This window comes from Stenotrophomonas sp. SAU14A_NAIMI4_5, from assembly GCF_003086795.1.
Lineage (GTDB): Bacteria > Pseudomonadota > Gammaproteobacteria > Xanthomonadales > Xanthomonadaceae > Stenotrophomonas.
In genome coordinates, this window is the sequence record NZ_CP026003.1 from 3,545,568 (window position 1) to 3,562,769 (window position 17,202).

General features: G+C 67.5%; 12 protein-coding genes and 1 pseudogene. 3 read left to right on the top strand and 10 right to left on the bottom strand.

What is annotated here, in order from left to right; genetic code table 11:
* Positions 1-12: 12 nt before the first annotated feature.
* The 5 genes and pseudogenes from C1925_RS16405 to C1925_RS16420 form a co-directional block, all read right to left on the bottom strand.
* The gene (locus tag C1925_RS16405; protein WP_174213554.1) at positions 13-1,524 is read right to left on the bottom strand and encodes an alanine/glycine:cation symporter family protein; all 1,512 of its coding nucleotides are present in this window, start codon (positions 1,522-1,524) and stop codon (positions 13-15) included.
* Positions 1,525-1,749: 225 nt separating this feature from the next.
* Positions 1,750-2,229, bottom strand: a pseudogene (locus tag C1925_RS21155) (GNAT family N-acetyltransferase); the annotation flags it as partial.
* Positions 2,222-5,347 (bottom strand): efflux RND transporter permease subunit, encoded by a 3,126-nt coding sequence (locus C1925_RS16410; protein ID WP_108769816.1) that lies wholly within the window; start codon positions 5,345-5,347, stop codon positions 2,222-2,224. The gene C1925_RS16410 and the pseudogene C1925_RS21155, both read right to left, overlap by 8 nt.
* Positions 5,344-6,450 carry an efflux RND transporter periplasmic adaptor subunit gene (locus C1925_RS16415; RefSeq protein WP_108769817.1) on the bottom strand — a complete coding sequence of 369 codons (1,107 nt, stop codon included), beginning with the start codon at positions 6,448-6,450 and terminating at the stop codon, positions 5,344-5,346. The genes C1925_RS16410 and C1925_RS16415 overlap by 4 nt, the downstream gene beginning before the upstream one ends.
* Positions 6,451-7,319: 869 nt before the next feature.
* Positions 7,320-8,303 (bottom strand): LysR family transcriptional regulator, encoded by a 984-nt coding sequence (locus C1925_RS16420; RefSeq protein ID WP_108769818.1) that lies wholly within the window; start codon positions 8,301-8,303, stop codon positions 7,320-7,322.
* A 207-nt stretch (positions 8,304-8,510) separates the two neighbouring features.
* Between C1925_RS16420 and cysK the strand changes: the two genes are divergently transcribed.
* The gene (gene cysK, locus C1925_RS16425) at positions 8,511-9,470 is read left to right on the top strand and encodes a cysteine synthase A (protein WP_108769819.1); all 960 of its coding nucleotides are present in this window, start codon (positions 8,511-8,513) and stop codon (positions 9,468-9,470) included.
* A 239-nt stretch (positions 9,471-9,709) separates the two neighbouring features.
* On the top strand, positions 9,710-10,306 hold the full coding sequence (locus C1925_RS16430; RefSeq protein ID WP_108769820.1) for an O-acetyl-ADP-ribose deacetylase: 597 nt from the start codon (positions 9,710-9,712) through the stop codon (positions 10,304-10,306).
* A 48-nt stretch (positions 10,307-10,354) separates the two neighbouring features.
* Here C1925_RS16430 and C1925_RS16435 read toward each other — a convergent pair whose 3' ends face one another.
* The 5 genes from C1925_RS16435 to C1925_RS16455 all read right to left on the bottom strand — a co-directional run bounded on the left by C1925_RS16435 (position 10,355) and on the right by C1925_RS16455 (position 16,275).
* The gene (locus tag C1925_RS16435) at positions 10,355-11,389 is read right to left on the bottom strand and encodes an ABC transporter substrate-binding protein (RefSeq protein WP_108769821.1); all 1,035 of its coding nucleotides are present in this window, start codon (positions 11,387-11,389) and stop codon (positions 10,355-10,357) included.
* 135 nt (positions 11,390-11,524) lie between these two features.
* Entirely contained in the window at positions 11,525-12,529 is a 1,005-nt protein-coding gene (locus C1925_RS16440) for a class I fructose-bisphosphate aldolase (protein ID WP_108769822.1), read from the bottom strand.
* A 226-nt stretch (positions 12,530-12,755) separates the two neighbouring features.
* Complete coding sequence (gene pyk, locus C1925_RS16445; RefSeq protein WP_108769823.1) at positions 12,756-14,222, bottom strand: pyruvate kinase; 1,467 nt, start codon at positions 14,220-14,222, stop codon at positions 12,756-12,758.
* A 212-nt stretch (positions 14,223-14,434) separates the two neighbouring features.
* Complete coding sequence (locus tag C1925_RS16450) at positions 14,435-15,103, bottom strand: HAD hydrolase-like protein (protein WP_108769824.1); 669 nt, start codon at positions 15,101-15,103, stop codon at positions 14,435-14,437.
* Complete coding sequence (locus C1925_RS16455; protein ID WP_108769825.1) at positions 15,100-16,275, bottom strand: phosphoglycerate kinase; 1,176 nt, start codon at positions 16,273-16,275, stop codon at positions 15,100-15,102. The genes C1925_RS16450 and C1925_RS16455 overlap by 4 nt, the downstream gene beginning before the upstream one ends.
* Positions 16,276-16,902: 627 nt before the next feature.
* Between C1925_RS16455 and C1925_RS16460 the strand changes: the two genes are divergently transcribed.
* Positions 16,903-17,202: helix-turn-helix domain-containing protein (locus C1925_RS16460; protein WP_216821979.1), on the top strand; the 300-nt coding region annotated here is incomplete at its 3' end.

Here is a 17,202-nt window from a genome sequence, read left to right on the forward strand (position 1 = left end):
AGGGTTGTTCACTTACACACTCTCCTGCTTGCGCTGGCGCCAGAAGTCCGCGTTCTTGATGCCCAGGGCATCAGGGTCGAACGTCGGATCCAGGCCCAGCTTCTTCTGTCGTTCGTAGTCGCGCAGCGCCAACATGGCCGGCTTCTGGATGATGAGGATGGCGATGATGTTCAGCCAGGCCATCAGGCCCACGCCGATATCACCCAGCGCCCAGGCCAGGGTCGCATTATGGAATGCGCCGAACACGACCATGGCGATGATGCCCAGGCGCAGCACCAGCACGGTCAGCGGGCGCTTCTTGTTGTGGTTGACGTAGGTCAGGTTGGTTTCGGCCATGTAGTAATAGGCCATGATGGTGGTGAAGGCGAAGAAGAAGATGGCGATCGAGACGAACGCCGCGCCCCAGCCTGGCAGCACCGCTTCCACACCCGCCTGCGCATAGCCGGCGCCCTCCGGAATACCGGCCAGGCCCTGGAAAATCGGAGGCGCACTGGCGCCCGCAGGCGAGTACACGTTGTAGGTGCCGCTGGCCAGGATCAGGAACGCGGTGGCGGTGCACACCATCATGGTGTCGAAGTAGATGGCGAACGCCTGCACGTAACCCTGCTTGGCCGGGTGCGAGACCTCCGACGCCGCAGCCGCGTGCGGGCCCGAGCCCTGGCCGGCTTCGTTGGCGTAGATGCCGCGCTTGATGCCCCACTCCACTGCCAGGCCCATCATCGCGCCGAACGCAGCATGGGTACCGAACGCGCTGTCGAAGATGATGCCGAACATTTCCGGCACGCGGTCGTAGTTGATGATCATGATGACGATGGCCATCAGGATGAAGGCGGCCGCCATGAACGGCACCACCACTTCGGCGAAGTTGGCGATGCGCTTGACGCCACCGAAGATGACCACGCCCAGCAGCAGGGCCACGGCGATGCCGATGCCCAGCTTCAGCGCTTCGACCGAGCTCATGCCCAGCATCTGGCCGTCCAGCGGGCCGCACACGGCGGTGCCGCGGCAGGCGTTGATGACGCTGTCAGCGATGGCATTGGCCTGCACGCCCGGCATCAGGAAACCGGCGGCGATGATCGTGGCGATGGCGAAGGCCAGCGCATACCACTTCAGGCCCATGGCCTTTTCGATGTAGTACGCCGGGCCACCGCGGTAGCGGCCTTCGGCATCCTTGGTCTTGTAGATCTGCGCCAGGGTGCATTCCACGTACGAGGTGGACGCGCCGAGGAAGCCCATCACCCACATCCAGAAGATGGCGCCCGGGCCGCCGAAGGCGATGGCGGTGGCCACGCCGGCGATGTTGCCGATGCCCATGCGGCCGGCCATCGACATGGCCAGGGCCTGGAAGGAAGACACGCCGGCGTCGGATTTCTCGCCCTGCACGGTGAGGCGGCACATCTCGAAAAAGCCGCGGATCTGCATGAAGCGGGTGCGCAGGCTGAAATACAGGCCGGCGCCGAGGCACACCACGATGAGTGCCTTGCTCCAGATGATGCTGTTGATGAAATGTACGGTTGCTTCCACGCGCGCTCTCTCCAGTCGGCGGGTTGTGAGGACGTCCCGTCGGCTGGAAGGGACGGAACCGATTCTCCCTGATCGAAGGTCGCTGCGGTAGCGCCAGATGCGGGGCATGTTCTCCGCCGGGCATGGCAGCTGTGTGCGTACCCGCGCGAAGCGACGCAGGTCGTGCAGGGCGCCGCGCTTGTAGACGGCGCAGCGGGCCGTGCCCTCTTCGGCGAAGCCATTGGCCAGCAGCACGCGGGCCGAGCCTTCGTTGAAGTCCAGCACCTCGGCCTGCAGCCTGAACAGGCGCAGCTCGTCCATCACCCAGGGAGCGAACAGGGCCACGACGCGGGTCATCACGCCCTGCCCCCACTGCGCCTGGCCCAGCCAGTAGCCCAGTTCGGCGGTATGCCCGCGCTCGGCCGTGCCTGGCTGCGCGCCGATGCTGCCGCAGGCGTGACCGTCGATCTCGATGGTCAGGTTGAGGGTGCCGGGAGCGAGTACGCGGCCGGCCAGGAAGGCCTCGCCGTCCTCGCGGGTGTACGGGTACGGGAAGCGGTCACGCAGGCCGCGCGAGACAGCGGGGTCGTTGGCGTGGTGCAGCAGCGATTCGAGGTCGTCGGGGTGCCAGGGGCGCAGGGTGAAGCCCTGGCCCTGCAGGCTGGGGGTCAGAGCCCTTTCCCCTTGGGAAAGGGATCCGACCCCACTTGCATGCCGGTCAGGCATGGCCGCCGACCGAAGGCGATTCGGCTTCCTGCTTCTCCAGTTCGCGCTTCACTGCTTCCGGCGAACGGGTGTACGGAGCCAGGCGTGCGTAGAACGCCGGCACCACGAACAGCGACAGGAACGTGGACAGGGTGACGCCGAAGATGATCACGATGCCGATGGTGCCGCGGCTGGCCGAACCCGGGCCGCCGGCCACCACCAGCGGGATGGCGCCGACCACGGTGGCGATCGAGGTCATCAGGATCGGGCGCAGGCGGACCACGGCCGATTCGATGATGGCCGCGCGCACGGTGCGCCCGTCATCGCGCAGCTGGTTGGCGAACTCGACGATCAGGATGCCGTTCTTGGCCGCCAGGCCGACCAGCATCACGATGCCGATCTGGCTGAACAGGTTCACCGTGCCGCCACTCACCCACAGGCCAACCAGCGCGCCGAGCACGCCCAGCGGCACGGTCAGCATGATGGTGAGCGGGTGGATGAAGCTTTCGAACTGCGCGGCCAGCACCAGGTAGACCACCAGCAGGGCCATGGCAAAGGTCAGCAGCACCGCGCCGCCCGCGCTCTGGAACTCGCGCGACTCGCCCTTCCAGTTGATCTGCGCGTACTGCGGCAACTCCTCGCGGGTAACCTGCTGCGCCCAGGCGATGGCCTCGCCCAGCGGATAGCCCGGCGCCAGACCCGCACTGATGGTGATCGAGCGCAGGCGGTTGAAGCGGTTCAGGGTGCCGGCCTCGGCCACTTCGCTGAGGGTGACCAGGTTGGATAGCGGCACCAGTTCGCCGGACGTGGCGCGCACGCGGATGGCGGCCAGGTCGGCGGGGCTGGCGCGGCCATCGCGGCCGGCCTGCACCAGCACGTCGTACTCCTCGCCGTTGTCGACGAAGGTGGTGACGCGGCGCGAACCCATCATGGTTTCCAGCGCGGAGCCAATGGCGGTGACCGGCACGCCGAGGTCGGCCGCACGCTGGCGGTCGATGTTCACGCGCATCTGCGGGCGGGTTTCCTTGTAGTCCGAATCGGCGCCGACCAGGCCGGGGTTGTCGGCCATGCGCAGCAGCACGCGGTCGCGCCACTGGGCGATTTCCGGGTAGGCCGGGCCGCCCAGCACGATCTGGAACGGCTGGCCGCCACTGCGCACCAGGCCGCCACCCACCTGTGTGCGCACACGCACGCCGCGCAGGGTGTTCAGTTCCTGCTGCAGTTCATTGGCCACGTCCGGCGTGCTGTCGGTGCGCTGCCGCCACGGCTGCAGGAACACGCTGACGCGGCCGGTATGCATTTCCTCGCTGGCACCCCAGCCGCCGGGTACGCGCGGGTTGGCGCGCACGATCGGCTTGTCCGGGCCCACGTGCGGGGCCAACAGCGCTTCGACCTGCTGCACCTGCTGCACGGTGTAGTCGTAGCCGGCGCCCTCGGGGCCGTCGATCATGATCTGGAACGAGCCACGGTCTTCGGCCGGTGCCAGTTCGGACGGCAGGATCTTCATCAGCCCCCAGGTGGCGGCCAGTGCGGCCAGCATCACCAGCAGGTAGATCCAGGTGCGGTCGACATGGCGTTCCAGCACGCGGCCATACGCACCCGCCAGGCCTTCCAGGCGGCGGTTGACGAAGCCATGCAGGCCGCGCGGGGCCTGCCCGGTGTGCGGCTTGAGCAGCTTGGAGGCCATCATCGGCGTCAGCGTCAGGGCCACGAACGCGGACAACGCCACCGCCGCGGCCAGCGCGACGGCCAGTTCGCGGAACAGGCGCCCGGTGTTGCCTTCCAGGAACCCCACCGGCAGGAACACCGCCACCAGCACGGCGGTGGTGGCGATGACCGCGAAGGCCACCTGCGTGGTGCCGCGCTTGGACGCCACCAGCGGCGGTTCGCCCAGGTCGATGCGGCGCTGCACGTTTTCCACCACCACGATCGCATCGTCCACCACCAGGCCGATGCACAGCACCAGCGCCAGCAGGGTGAGCAGGTTGATGGAGAAATCGAAGGCGTACAGCGCAATGAACGCGGCCACCAGGCACACCGGCACGGTGACGGCGGGAATCAACGCGGCGCGGAAACTGCCCAGGAACAGCCAGATGACCGCCAGCACCAGCAGCATCGCCTCCACCAGGGTGGCGTAGACGCGGTCCACGGCCGCTTCGATGAAGGTGGTGTTGTCGAAGGTGACGAAGATCTGCGTGCCTTCCGGCAATGTCTTGGCCACGCGCTCGGCCTCAGCGCGCGCGGTGCGTGCCACGTCCAGCGAGTTGGCGGTGGAGGTCTTGACGATGCCCAGGCCGATGCCCGGTTCGCCGTTGCTGCGGAAGTACGCGCGGCGTTCGGCCGAGGCCAGCTCGATCTTCGCCACATCGCCCATGCGCACCACGTAACCGTCGCGGCCCTTGCCCAGCGGAATGGTCGCGAAGTCTTCGGGCTTGATGTAGTTGCGCTCCACGCGCAGGGTGAAATCGCGGTCGGCCGATTCGATGCGGCCGGCCGGCAGTTCCACGTTTTCGTTGCGCAGCGCGGTCTCCACATCGCCGGTGGTCAGCCCACGTGCGGCCAGCTGGTCGCGGTCCAGCCAGATGCGCATGGCATAGCGCTGGCGGCCACCGATGCGCACCTGCGCCACACCGTCCAGGCTGGAGAAGCGGTCGACCACGTAGCGGTCGGCGTAGTCGCTCAGTTCCAGCGTGTCCATCGTGGTGGAGGACATGTTGAACCAGATGATCGGGTCGGCATCGCTCTCGACCTTGGCGATTTCCGGCGGCCGCGCTTCTTCGGGCATGCGGTCGGCCACGCGGCTGACGGCGTCGCGCACATCGTTGGCGGCCGCTTCGATATCGCGGTTGGAGGTGAATTCGATGCTGACCTGCGAGCGGCCGTTGCTGCTGCGCGCGTTGATCGTGTCGATGCCCTCGATGCCGGCCAGCGCATCTTCCAGCACCTGGGTGACGCGGCTTTCGATGACCGCCGCCGAAGCACCGGTGTAGTCCACCGACACCGAGACGATGGGCGGATCGATGGCCGGCAGCTCACGCAGGGTCAGGCGGGTGAAGGACATGATGCCCAGCACCACCAGCAGCAGGCTCATCACCACGGCGAACACCGGCCGCTGGATGGAAATGTCCGACAGTTTCATCCGCCGTTGCCCTCGGCCGGTGCCGCGGCCGGCGCCTTGGCCGGTGCGGTGCCGTTGGCCGGCGCGGCGTCGGTGGCGGCGACCTTCAGGCCGGCGCGCAGCTTGCCCGTGCCGTCGACGACGATGCGCTCGCCGCCCTGCAGGCCCTGGCGGATCTCGACCACGCCGGCACGACGCGCGCCGGTGGTCACATCAACGCGTTCGACGGTGTCGTCGGCCTTGATGCGGTAGATGAAGGTATCGCGGCCAACCTGCACCACGGCGATTTCCGGCACCACCAGCGCCGGGCGCTCGGGGCGGAACAGGCGCACGTCCAGCAGCATGCCCGGGCGCAGCGCGTGGTCGGCGTTGGCGAAGTCGGCACGCACGGTCACCGCACGCGTGGCCGGATCGACGCGTGCATCGATGGTGGTCACTTCGCCTTCGAAGGTGCGGCCCGGCCAGGCGACGCTGGTCGCGCTGACCTTGTCGCCGTTGGAGAGCGCGGCCATTTCCACTTCGGGCACCTGGAAATCGACATGCATGCGCTCGATGTCATCGAGGGTGGCGATGACGGTGGTCGGGGTCAGCAGCGTGCCCGGGCTGACCTGGCGGATGCCCAGCACGCCGGCGAACGGTGCACGCACGCGACGGTCACCGATATCCGCCTGCATCTGCGCCACGCGCGCTTCGGCGGCGTCGCGGATCGACTTCTGGGTATCGAGGGTGGCGCTGGAGACCAGACGCTGGGTGGCCAGCTCGCGCTGCCGCTTGTACAGCTGGTCGGCTTCGTGGAAGGTCGCCTGCGCCTGCACCAGCGCCGCCTCCTGGGCCTGCCCGCGCAGGGTCACGATGGGCGCACCGGCGGCGACCTGCTGGCCGCTTTCGAAGTGCACGCGGTCGACGATCTCGCTGACCTTGGCGGTGACGCTGATGGATTCACGGGCCTTGGCCGTGCCCAGCGCCTGCAGGGTGTCGTTCCACTGCGAGGGCTGCACGACCTGCGCGGTGACCGGCACGGCTTCGCCCTGCCGACGCGCGGCGGCCTCCTGTTTGCCTGCGCACCCGGCCAGGACGGCCAGGCTGAGGCCAAGGGCCAGGGTCGAAGCAATACGAGCCAACATGAAAGGTCCTGGTTGTTGCATGGCCGCCGAGTGTAGGCAAGCGCCTGCGAAAGCGGTATGTGCCAAGCGTTTACCGGCGTGGAACCGGCGCTGCGGTGGCGCCGTGAACCCGTTCCATGCAAGGCTCGGGGGCGCAATGTCGGCGTATGTCGGGATGTATCCGGCCGCACTTTGTCGTGCGTTGTCATCGTACAGTCGAGGCTGCTTGGCAGAGGGCGCCAGGCGGGGGTCGGCCCTGGCGGGGTCCGGCCCTGTTTTTTTGTCCTGGCAGGGCTTGCAGCCCTGCACCTGCTTCGAGCCAAGGCAACGTCAACTTCAAAAGCCGGCATTCCGTGGGATGGCGGGGTGGGTCCGGTTGAGGGGGACGCTGCAAGTACGTCCATGTAAGCTCGGTCGCCGCATCCATGCGGCTCACGCCCCCTCAACCGGACCCACCCCGCCTTCGACAGTTTCCTGCGATCTGTCGGAACCTGCTGCTGATGGTGGGTGCCGACCGTTGGTCGGCACGGATGAATTCATTCGATATCTGACAGATTTCATCCACGCATGGCGTGGATCTACTGGCCGAGCTCTGACCCCAGAAGAATTTCGATATCTGACAGTTGTGCCGACCAACGGTCGGCACCCACCAGCAGCAGCAGGTTCCAACAGCCGCCGGCCAACTGTCGAAGGCGGGGCACTGTGGGTTTGCGGGGTGTGAGCCGCATGGATGCGGCGACCAAGCCCCCATGGATGGGTTTACGGCGTCCCCGCAAACCCACAGTGCCCCGCCATCCCACGGAATGCCCGCTGTTGCTCTTGAGGTTGCCGGCCAGCGGCCGGCACTACCGGCAGGTGCAGGGCTGCAAGCCCTGCCGAAAACCCACCCCTCAGACCGTGATGGTCTGGGTCAGCGACTCCCACGTCGGCGGCACCGGCCACGCTGCCGCCTGGTTGCCATCCAGCACCCGCCGCAGGTCGCGCGGATCAATCTGCGGTGCCAGCACATGCACCAGCTCCAGCGCGTAATCGCGCAGCACCCGGTCACGCGGCAGCACCGCCCACGCAATGCACTCGGTGATCGGCTCCGGTGCCGGCCACGCGCGCAGGTCTTCGTCGTTGGCACTCACGGCCATCTCGGCCAGCAGGCCGACGCCGAGGCCGGTGCGCACATAGGTCTTGATCAGGTCCGCATCCAGCGCCGTCAGCGCCAGGTCCGGCACCAGCCCGTTGGCCGCAAACGCGCGCTGCAGCGAGGAATTGGGGCGGGTGGAGGATTCGTAGCTGATCAGCGGCTGGCGGGACAGCGCGGCCAGGTCCGGCGCGCGGCCGGCACGGTCCAGCGGGTGGCCCTTGGGCACCACCACCAGCCGGCGCCAGCGGAACAGCGGCACGGCGATGCCATCGGTCGGCTCGCCACCGGCCGTGCTGATGATCGCGATATCGGCATCACCCTGGTTCAGGCGGTCCAGCGCATCGGCCTCACCGGCCTGCTGCAGGTGCACGCTCACCTGCGGGTAGGCCTGTTTGATCGCCGCCACCGCCGGCGGCAGCACGAAGCGCGCCTGGGTATGGGTGGTGGTCAGGATCAGCTGGCCCTGGCTCTCGCGCCGCTGGTTGGCGGCATAGGTGCGGATGTTGTTGGCCTCGGCCAGCACCGCGCGGGCGCGGGAAATCACTTCGGTACCGGCCGGGGTGACCGATTCCAGGCTGCGCCCCTTGCGCACGAACAGCAGGAAGCCCAGCTCGTCCTCCAGCTGCTTGAGCTGCTTGGACAAGCCAGGCTGGGTGGCGTGCACGCGCGAGGCCGCGAGCGTGATGTTCATCTCGGCGTCGGCGATGGCGACCAGGTAGCGCAGCTGGGTAAGCGTCATGGCGGGCGGGGGCGCGGGGGGCGGAGGTCCACTCTAGGGTCTATTGCCATCACCAGCTTATAACCAAACGTTGTTTAAGAAAGGTATCTGGTCATTTCCGGGCGTCATAAGCCGGCGCTACGGTCAGCCGGCAGCCGCTGGCCTGAACGGCCAGCCTCCCCCTTCCGCCCGCCGGCCCCCGGCGCGGCCCGCTTCCGGAGCGCTTCCATGGCCCTGTACGACTCCATTCTCGACACCATCGGCAACACCCCCATCGTCAAACTGCAGCGCCTGGCCCCGCAGGGCGTCACCGTGTACGCCAAGGTCGAGTCGTTCAACCCGGGCGGCTCGGTGAAGGACCGCCTGGCGCTGGCCATCATCCTCGACGCCGAGGAACGCGGCCTGCTCAAGCCCGGCGACACGATCGTGGAGGCTACTTCGGGCAACACCGGCGTGGCCCTGGCGATGGTCGCCGCCGCGCGCGGCTACAAATTCGTCGCCACCATGGTCGAGACCTTCTCGGTGGAGCGCCGCAAGCTGATGCGCGCCTATGGCGCCAAGGTCATCCTGACCCCGGCCGCCGAACGCGGCAGCGGCATGGTGCGCAGGGCGCGCGAGCTGGCCGAAGAGCATGGCTGGTTCCTGGCCAGCCAGTTCGCCAACCCAGCCAACCCCGCCTATCACCGCAACACCACGGCGGCGGAGATCCTGCGCGACTTCGCCGGCAAGCGCCTGGACTACTTTGTCAGCGGCTGGGGTACCGGCGGCACCCTCACCGGCGTCGGCGAAGTGCTGAAGGTCGCCCGCCCGCAGACCCGCATCGTGGCAACCGAACCGGCCGGCGCCGCCCTGCTGAAGGGCGATGACTGGAAGCCGCACAAGATCCAGGGCTGGACCCCGGATTTCGTGCCGGACGTGCTCAACCGCGACGTGGTCGATGAACTGCTCACCGTCGAGGACGACCGCGCCATCGCCACCGCGCGCCGCCTGGCGGCGGAGGAAGGCATCTTCGTCGGCATCTCCGCCGGCGCGACGCTCGCCAGCGCGCTGGACGTAGCTGCCCGCGCCGAACCGGGCGCGGTGATCCTGGCGATGCTGCCCGACACCGGTGAACGCTATTTCTCCACGCCGCTGTTCGCCGATGTGAACGAAGGTTCCGACGACGACTGGCTGGCCGGCCTGCCGTAAGCGGCACGGGGTCGTCAACCCACGGTAGCGCCGGGCCATGCCCGGCGTTTTCTTTTTCCGCCGGGCATGGCCCGGCGCTACCACTTCAGCCTGCGTGAAGGTTATTGCCCCCATCGTGCGTGAAGGCCGTAATCGCAGCGCGTGAGACGGTCATGACGCAGCATGGATGCCCTCTCCACTACGGTGGGTGCAGCCAGCGCGGGCACGGCGCGCAACAACAACAGGCAGGAGACGGACGCATGAAGATCGAAGTGTGGCAGGGCGACATCACGACCCTGGCGGTGGATGCGATCGTCAACGCGGCCAACGAAACCCTGCTCGGCGGGGGCGGTGTGGACGGTGCCATCCACCGTGCGGCTGGCCCAGGTTTGCTGGCCGAGTGCGAGCGCCTGCCGGAACTGCGCCCGGGTGTGCGCTGCCCGACCGGTGAAGTGCGTGCCACCGACGCCTATGCATTGCCCGCGCGGCACGTGCTGCATACGGTCGGCCCGGTCTGGCATGACGGCCAACGCGACGAACCCGCCCTGCTGGCCAACTGCTACTGGAAATCGCTGCAGCTGGCCGAATCGCTGGGCGTGCAGTCAATCGCGTTCCCGGCCATCAGCTGCGGCGTCTACGGCTACCCGCTGTACCAGGCCGCGCAGGTGGCGGTGACCGAAACGCTGGCGTGGCAGCGCAGCCATGCGCAGCCGATGCGCATCGTGCTGGTGGCGTTCAATACCGCCACGGCGAAGGCCTACCAGCAGGCGCTGAGTGCGGCCGGCCAGGCGGTGGAGGCCGAACGCATCCTGCCGCTGCCGCCGCTGGGTGATGCCGGGTACGTCGCCGCGCATTGAGGTGCGGCAGCGCAGTTGGATGAAAGGCCATCCACGCATGGCGTGGATCTACTGGATGCGCAGCTCCACCAGGCCGGAATCGCCCTCCACGCTGGACACGTCCACCGTGTAGTGGCCGGCCGGCAACGTCTCCTGCAGGCGCGCGTCCGTGCCGTTGCCGCCGTCATCGTCCTCGATGTCGATATCGCCGCCAACCAGGTGCAGCACGGTATCGACCTGGCTGGACACCGCATCCAACTGCACCTGCTTCGGCGCGTCCAGGCGCAGCAGGAAACGCCGGCGGCCTTCGCCATCAAGCGTGGTGAACACGCTGCCCGACGCTGGAAGTGTCGTGCCGTCCTGCTCGACCATCGCGGCCGGCGCGTTGCTGCGCTGGACATCCAGGGTGAACGCGCCGTTCTCCTCCTCATCCAGGCTGCTGACGTTGAGCGTGTAGCGGCCCGGCTGCAGCAGCAGGCTGAGGCGCGAATCGCTGCCTTCGCCGCCATCGTCGTTCTCGGCATCCTGGCCCTCGCCCTCCAGCGCCAGCAGGGTGTCGAACACGTCCGAACGCAGGTCGATGGTGTAGAGGCCGGCCGTGTCCACCTGCAGCGTGTACGCCTGCGACGACTCCAGCAGCAGGTCGGACACATGGCCCGCGTTGATGATCGGCGAGCCGTCATGGGGCTTCAGCACTTCCGCGCGCAGCCGGAACGGACCATAGGTTTCCGGCGCATTGGCGTTCACCGCCACCTGGTAGCTGCCGCCGCCCTCGGCACGGAACGCGACGGCAACGTCACTGCCCTCGTAGTGGGTGCGGCTGCGGGCCACCACCTTGCCGTCGTGGAAGACGGTCATCGCACCGCGGACGGTGCCGGTCAGCGTGATGCCGACGCGCTGCTTGTCCTGCACGGTGATCTGGTAAAGCTGGTAGTGGCTGCCATCGTTGAAATTCATGCCGCTGCGCGAGGTGATCTCGCCGGACACGGGCTTGTCGAACTGCAGGACCGGCGCCTTGGGCGTCGGCGCAGGCTGGCCGATGCGGCTGCAGCCTGCCACGGACAGCACCGTGGCGATGGCCAGCGCGATCGCGGTGGTACGCATTGAACTCTCCTTGGCCCTGGCGGACATCCCGCACGCACAGGCCCTGCGCGCGGAAGCAGCAACGATACCCACAAAAGCAGACGCCGGCATGATGCCGGCGTCTGCGGTATTACCTCATGCGGGGAAGCGGGCGGCTCAGCCGTTCCACTTGCCCAGCGCAGCCAGACCGTTGTCCTTGGCGCGCTCGTACACGGTCTTCTGGGCAGCGGCGTAGTTGCCCTTCATGTCCTTGGCCCACAGCTTCAGCGCGGCCTGCTGCATGGCGCGGCCGTAGGAGAAGCTCAGCGGCCACGGCAGGTTGCCCAGCTGGTTCATCGCGTTCAGGTGCTCGGTCGACTGCTCGTCGGTCTGGCCACCAGACAGGAACACCACGCCCGGCAGGATCGCCGGCACGGTGCTCTTCAGGCACATCACGGTCGATTCGGCCACTTCCTCGGCGTCGGCCTGCTCATCGCAGCCCTTGCCGGAGATGACCATCGAGGCCTTCAGGATGGTGCCTTCCAGCAGCACGTTCTGCTGGTACAGCGCGTCGAACAGCGAACGCAGGGTGGCTTCGGTGACTTCGTAGCAGGTCTCGATGTCGTGGTCGCCGTCCATGATCACTTCCGGCTCGACCATCGGCACCAGGCCGCATTCCTGGCACAGGGCGGCATAGCGGGCCAGCGCGTGGGCGTTGGACTCGATGCAGGTGCCCGACGGGGTGTTGTCGCCGATGTTGATGACCGCACGCCACTTGGCGAAGCGCGCACCCAGCTTGTAGTACTCCTGCAGGCGCTCACGCAGGCCGTCGAGGCCTTCGGTGACCAGCTCGCCCGGGCAGCCGGCCAGCGGGTGTGCACCCTTGTCCACCTTGATGCCCGGAATCATGCCGTGGTCGGCCATGTACTTGGCGAACGGCACGCCGTCCTTGGTCGACTGGCGGATGGTTTCGTCGTACAGGATGGCGCCGGAAATGTGCTCATTGAGCTTCGGCGTGGTCAGCAGCAGCTCGCGGTAGGCACGACGGTTCTCCTCGGTGTTCTCGATACCGACGCCGGCGAAACGCTTGGCGATGGTAGCGGTGGATTCGTCGATCGCGATGATGCCCTTGCCCGGGGCGACCATGGCCTGGGCGGTTTCAGCCAGCTGTTCGATGCTCATGTATTTCCTGTGGCGGGTGCGGGAAAAACGTAAGTATAGCCCCGCTGCCCGTTGCCTCGCCGTGGAGGACAGGATGGAAACGCTTCCATGTCTGCGCAGGACAAAGGATGTCCTGCGCGATGGGGTCGGAGCCCCTGCGGGGATCCGACCCCAGGTCGGCGCGGGGTCCGATCCCCGAAGGGGCTCTGACCCCGGATCGGCAGCGCCGACCCGATACCGTCAGGGCTTACAGATCGCCCAGGCCGCTGGCGCGACCGTCCTGGCCCACTTCCAGCAGGCGCAGCGTATTGGTGGCGCCATGGGTTTCCATGTGCTCGCCACTGGTGAACACGACGCGGTCACCGGCCTGCAGCAGGTCCGATTCCACCAGCAGGCGGATGCTGCCGCGTGCGGCTTCGCGCGGGGTCAGGCCACGGCTGTCGAAGTTGATCGGGTACACATCGCGCATCAGCGCCATCTGGCGGCGGGCGCCGTCATGGCGGGTGACCGCGAACACCGGTGCCTTGGCGCGGAAACGCGACAGGTAACGGGCGGTGCCACCGGATTCGGTCATCGCGACGATGGCGCGCACGCCCACGTGCTGCGACAGGAACATGGTGGCCATGGCGATGGCCTGGTCGGCACGTTCCAGGTTGCGCGGCGAGGCGTTGAAGTCGGTCTCGGTCTGGAACTGGCGCTCGGCACCCAGGCAGATGCGGGCCATCGCTTCGACCGCCTTCACCGGGTAGGCACCGGCGGCGGTTTCGGCCGACAGCATCACCGCGTCGGTACCGTCGATGACCGAGTTGGCCACGTCCAGCACTTCGGCGCGGGTCGGGATCGGGCTTTCCACCATCGACTGCAACATCTGCGTGGCGGTGATGACGACCTTGTTCTGCGCCAGCGAGGCCTTGATGATCTTCTTCTGCAGGCCCGGCAGTTCGGCATCGCCGATTTCCACGCCGAGGTCGCCACGGGCCACCATCACCACGTCACTGGCTTCGACGATCTCTTCCAGGTTCTCGATGGCTTCGGTGCGCTCGATCTTCGACACCAGCGCGGCGTAGCAGCCGTGCGATTCGGCGATCTCGCGGGCATCGTTCATGTCCTGCGCGTTGCGGCAGAAGGACACGGCGATGAAGTCGACGCCGATCTTGGCGACGATGCCGATCAGTTCCTTGTCGCGCTCGGTCAGCGCGCCCAGCGACAGGCCGCCGCCCTGCTTGTTCAGGCCCTTGCGGTCGGACAGCGCGCCATCGTTGAGCACGGTGTTGATGATACGCTCGCCCTGCACTTCAACCACCTGCAGCTGCATCAGGCCATCGTCGAGCAGCAGGACATCGCCCGGGCCCACGTCCTGCGGCAGGCCGAGGTAGCTCACGCCCACCTGGCTGGCATCGCCCGGGCCGGCGTTGTCGCTGGCGATCAGGTCGAAGCGGTCACCGGCCTTCAGGTACACCTTGCCTTCGGCGAAGCGCTCGATGCGGATCTTCGGGCCCGGCAGGTCGGCCAGGATGCCCACTTCCACGCCCACGCGGGCTGCGGCGGCACGGACGTCGGCGGCGCGCTTGGCCTGGCCGGACGGATCACCGTGGCTGAAATTGAGGCGAACCACGTTCACGCCTGCGCGGAACAGATCCTCCAGCACGCCCGGCGGGTCGGTCGCCGGACCGAGGGTGGCTAGGATCTTGGTGCGACGCTGACGCTCGAACATGGTGAATGGGCCTCTCCCGTTAAAGGTGGGAAATTAGCACATCCTTCACGCCCCATGTATACGGTTACAGCCTTGGGGCGCCTGACTCTGCGGGACATCGAACGGACATGTTCCGGACATAGGCTGGCCGGCAGGTGTGCGGGGCCCGCCGTGCATGGCAACAACGGGGCCGGAGCCCTTTCCGCGGGAAAGGGATCCGACCCCGGCATCGGTCAGGCCAGCAGGGCCAGCAACTGCGCCGGTTCGCGGGCCAGGTGGCCGGCACCGGCCTCGGTCAGCTCGGCTTCGCCGCCGAAGCCCCACAGCACGCCCACGTTGCGCAGGCCATGGTGGCGCGCGCCTTCGATGTCCATGCGGCGGTCGCCGATCATCCAGCACTGCGCCGGTTGCAGCTGCAGGCGCTGCAGCGCCTCGCCGACCAGCTGCGGCTTGCTGCTGCGCGAGCCGTCCGGCGTCGAACCGATCACCTCATCGAACAGGCTGCCGAACGGCAGATGCTCGACGATGCGCCGCGCGTGCGGCTCGTTCTTGGCGGTGACCACCGCCAGGCGGTGGCCGCGGCCATGCAGCGCGCGCACGGTCGCTTCGATGTCCGGGTAGATCGTGTGCTCGCGCCAGCCTTCCGCGTCGAAACGCTCGCGGTAGAAGGCCACGGCCTCCTCCACCCGCACGTCGTCGCCGAACAGCGGACCGAAGGTGGTGCGCAGCGACGGCCCGATCCAGCCCAGCAGGGTTTCCTGCGGCGGCATCGGCTGGCCCATCTTCTGCAGCGCATAGGCAATGCAGGTGGTGATGCCCACTTCCGAATCGATCAGGGTGCCATCCATGTCGAAGAAGAGCGTTGCACGCTCTTCTCCGTCAGCACGCAGATCGGCGCTCATGCGCCGCGTGCGGCCAGCGCAGCCACGGCCGGCAGGGTCTTGCCTTCCAGGAATTCCAGGAACGCGCCGCCACCGGTGGAGATGTAGCTGACATCACCGGCGATATCGAACTTGTCGACGGCCGCCAGGGTGTCACCGCCACCGGCGATGGAGAACGCCCTGGAGCTGGCGATGGCACGGGCCAGCGCTTCGGTGCCCTTGCTGAAGGCTTCGAATTCGAACACGCCGACCGGGCCGTTCCAGACCACGGTGCCGGCCTTCTCGATCAGCTGCGCGTACTGCGCGGCGGTCTGCGGGCCGATGTCCAGGATCAGGTCATCCTCGGCCACGGCGTCGACGGCCTTCACTTCGGCGGCGGCATCGGGCAGGAACTGCTTGGCGGTGACCACGTCCACCGGCAGCGGAATGGCCGCGCCACGTGCCTGCGCATCGGCCACGATCTTCTTCGCGGTATCCAGCAGGTCCGGTTCGTACAGCGACTTGCCCACGTTGTAGCCGGCGGCGGCGATGAAGGTGTTGGCGATGCCGCCACCGACGATCAGCTGGTCGACCTTGCCGACCAGGTTGGCCAGCAGTTCCAGCTTGGTGCTGACCTTGCTGCCGGCGACGATGGCCAGCAGCGGCTTGGCCGGTGCATCCAGCGCCTTGGCCAGCGCGTCCAGCTCGGCCATCAGCAGCGGGCCACCGGCGGCGACCGGGGCGAAGCGGATGACGCCGTGGGTGGAGGCCTGGGCGCGGTGCGCGGTACCGAAGGCATCCATCACGAACACGTCGCAGAGCGCGGCGTACTGCTTGGACAGGGCTTCGTCATCCTTGCCCTCGCCGACGTTCATGCGGCAGTTTTCCAGCAGCACCAGCTGGCCCGGCTGCACGTCGACGCCGTCGACCCAGTCGCGCACCAGCGGAACCTCGCGGCCGAGCAGCTCGGACAGGCGCGCAGCGACCGGCGCCAGCGAGTCGGCTTCGGTCCACACGCCTTCCTTCGGGCGGCCCAGGTGCGAGGTGACCATCACGGCGGCACCCTGCTCCAGCGCGCGCTTGAGCGTCGGCAGCGAAGCGGTGATGCGCTGTTCGGAGGTGATGCGGCCATTCTCGATCGGCACGTTCAGATCCTGGCGGATCAGTACGCGCTTGCCGGAGAGGTCGAGGTCGGTCATGCGGACGATGGACATGGGCAACTCTTTGGCTCGGGGACAGGATGCCGGTGTACGGCAGACGGGCATTGTATCGGGTGGCGATGCCTGCGGCAGGCAGAGGCGTACGGCAACAGCGAACAGCAACAGCCCGCATGGTCGGCTCTGGGTTGTCTGTGTGGGGCCAGGGCGGTGTGGGTGGGCGGGACACGCCGTGAACCCATCCATGGGGGCTCGTAGGCGCCATCCATGGCGCCTGCGGTCCCGCCCACCCACACCGCCCTGGCCTCGACAGGTTCCCGGTGACGGAACGGAAGGCAAGAGCGGTTTCTGATGTCGGATGGAGAAAGAACGGGGTCAGATCCGCTTTCCTGCGGAAAACGGATCTGACCCCGCAGCGAGTGCGCGCAGCGCGCGACCCGCTTTTGCTCTTCTTTTTTCTTTTCCGTGGGTGGACGCACACGGAAACTGTCAGAGGTCGGGCGGGTGGGCTGGGCAGGGGTGTCCGCGGCATGGGCCCGAGGCATGCCTCGGGCGGGTTGGGCAGGACGCCCAACCCCGGTCTTGCCGTGTGCGCAGGACAGCGCACACGAGCAAGCCGCGGCCAAGCCCCCATGGTGAAGTGACCCCCTGGAGTTGGACACCTGATCCAACCCAGAGGGTTATATGAATAGATATGAGGTTCGTTTCAAATTGCAGGTGGCCAAAGAGGCCTGCAAGACCTCCACATCGGTCAAGGCGGTTGCTCGCCGCTATGGTCTGGAGTTCTCCACGGTGAGGCGGTGGGCAGCGACCTTCCGGTTGCATGGTCGACAGGGGTTTCACCGCAAAGCCCGATCCTACGATCTCCAGTTCAAGCTGGCTGTCCTGGAGAAGATGAGCCAGGACGGCATGTCCGCACGGGAGGCCACCACCCACTTCCAGATTGGCGATGCCGGCGCGGTGGGACAGTGGCGGCGGCTGTAT

Excerpts from the sequence above, each read along its gene's own strand:
- C1925_RS16410 (WP_108769816.1), bottom strand. The coding sequence starts at position 5,347 with ATGAAACTGTCGGACATTTCCATCCAGCGGCCGGTGTTCGCCGTGGTG.
- C1925_RS16415 (WP_108769817.1), bottom strand. The coding sequence starts at position 6,450 with ATGTTGGCTCGTATTGCTTCGACCCTGGCCCTTGGCCTCAGCCTGGCC.
- C1925_RS16420 (WP_108769818.1), bottom strand. The coding sequence starts at position 8,303 with ATGACGCTTACCCAGCTGCGCTACCTGGTCGCCATCGCCGACGCCGAG.
- cysK (WP_108769819.1), top strand. The coding sequence starts at position 8,511 with ATGGCCCTGTACGACTCCATTCTCGACACCATCGGCAACACCCCCATC.
- C1925_RS16430 (WP_108769820.1), top strand. The coding sequence starts at position 9,710 with ATGAAGATCGAAGTGTGGCAGGGCGACATCACGACCCTGGCGGTGGAT.
- C1925_RS16435 (WP_108769821.1), bottom strand. The coding sequence starts at position 11,389 with ATGCGTACCACCGCGATCGCGCTGGCCATCGCCACGGTGCTGTCCGTG.
- C1925_RS16440 (WP_108769822.1), bottom strand. The coding sequence starts at position 12,529 with ATGAGCATCGAACAGCTGGCTGAAACCGCCCAGGCCATGGTCGCCCCG.
- pyk (WP_108769823.1), bottom strand. The coding sequence starts at position 14,222 with ATGTTCGAGCGTCAGCGTCGCACCAAGATCCTAGCCACCCTCGGTCCG.
- C1925_RS16450 (WP_108769824.1), bottom strand. The coding sequence starts at position 15,103 with ATGAGCGCCGATCTGCGTGCTGACGGAGAAGAGCGTGCAACGCTCTTC.
- C1925_RS16455 (WP_108769825.1), bottom strand. The coding sequence starts at position 16,275 with ATGTCCATCGTCCGCATGACCGACCTCGACCTCTCCGGCAAGCGCGTA.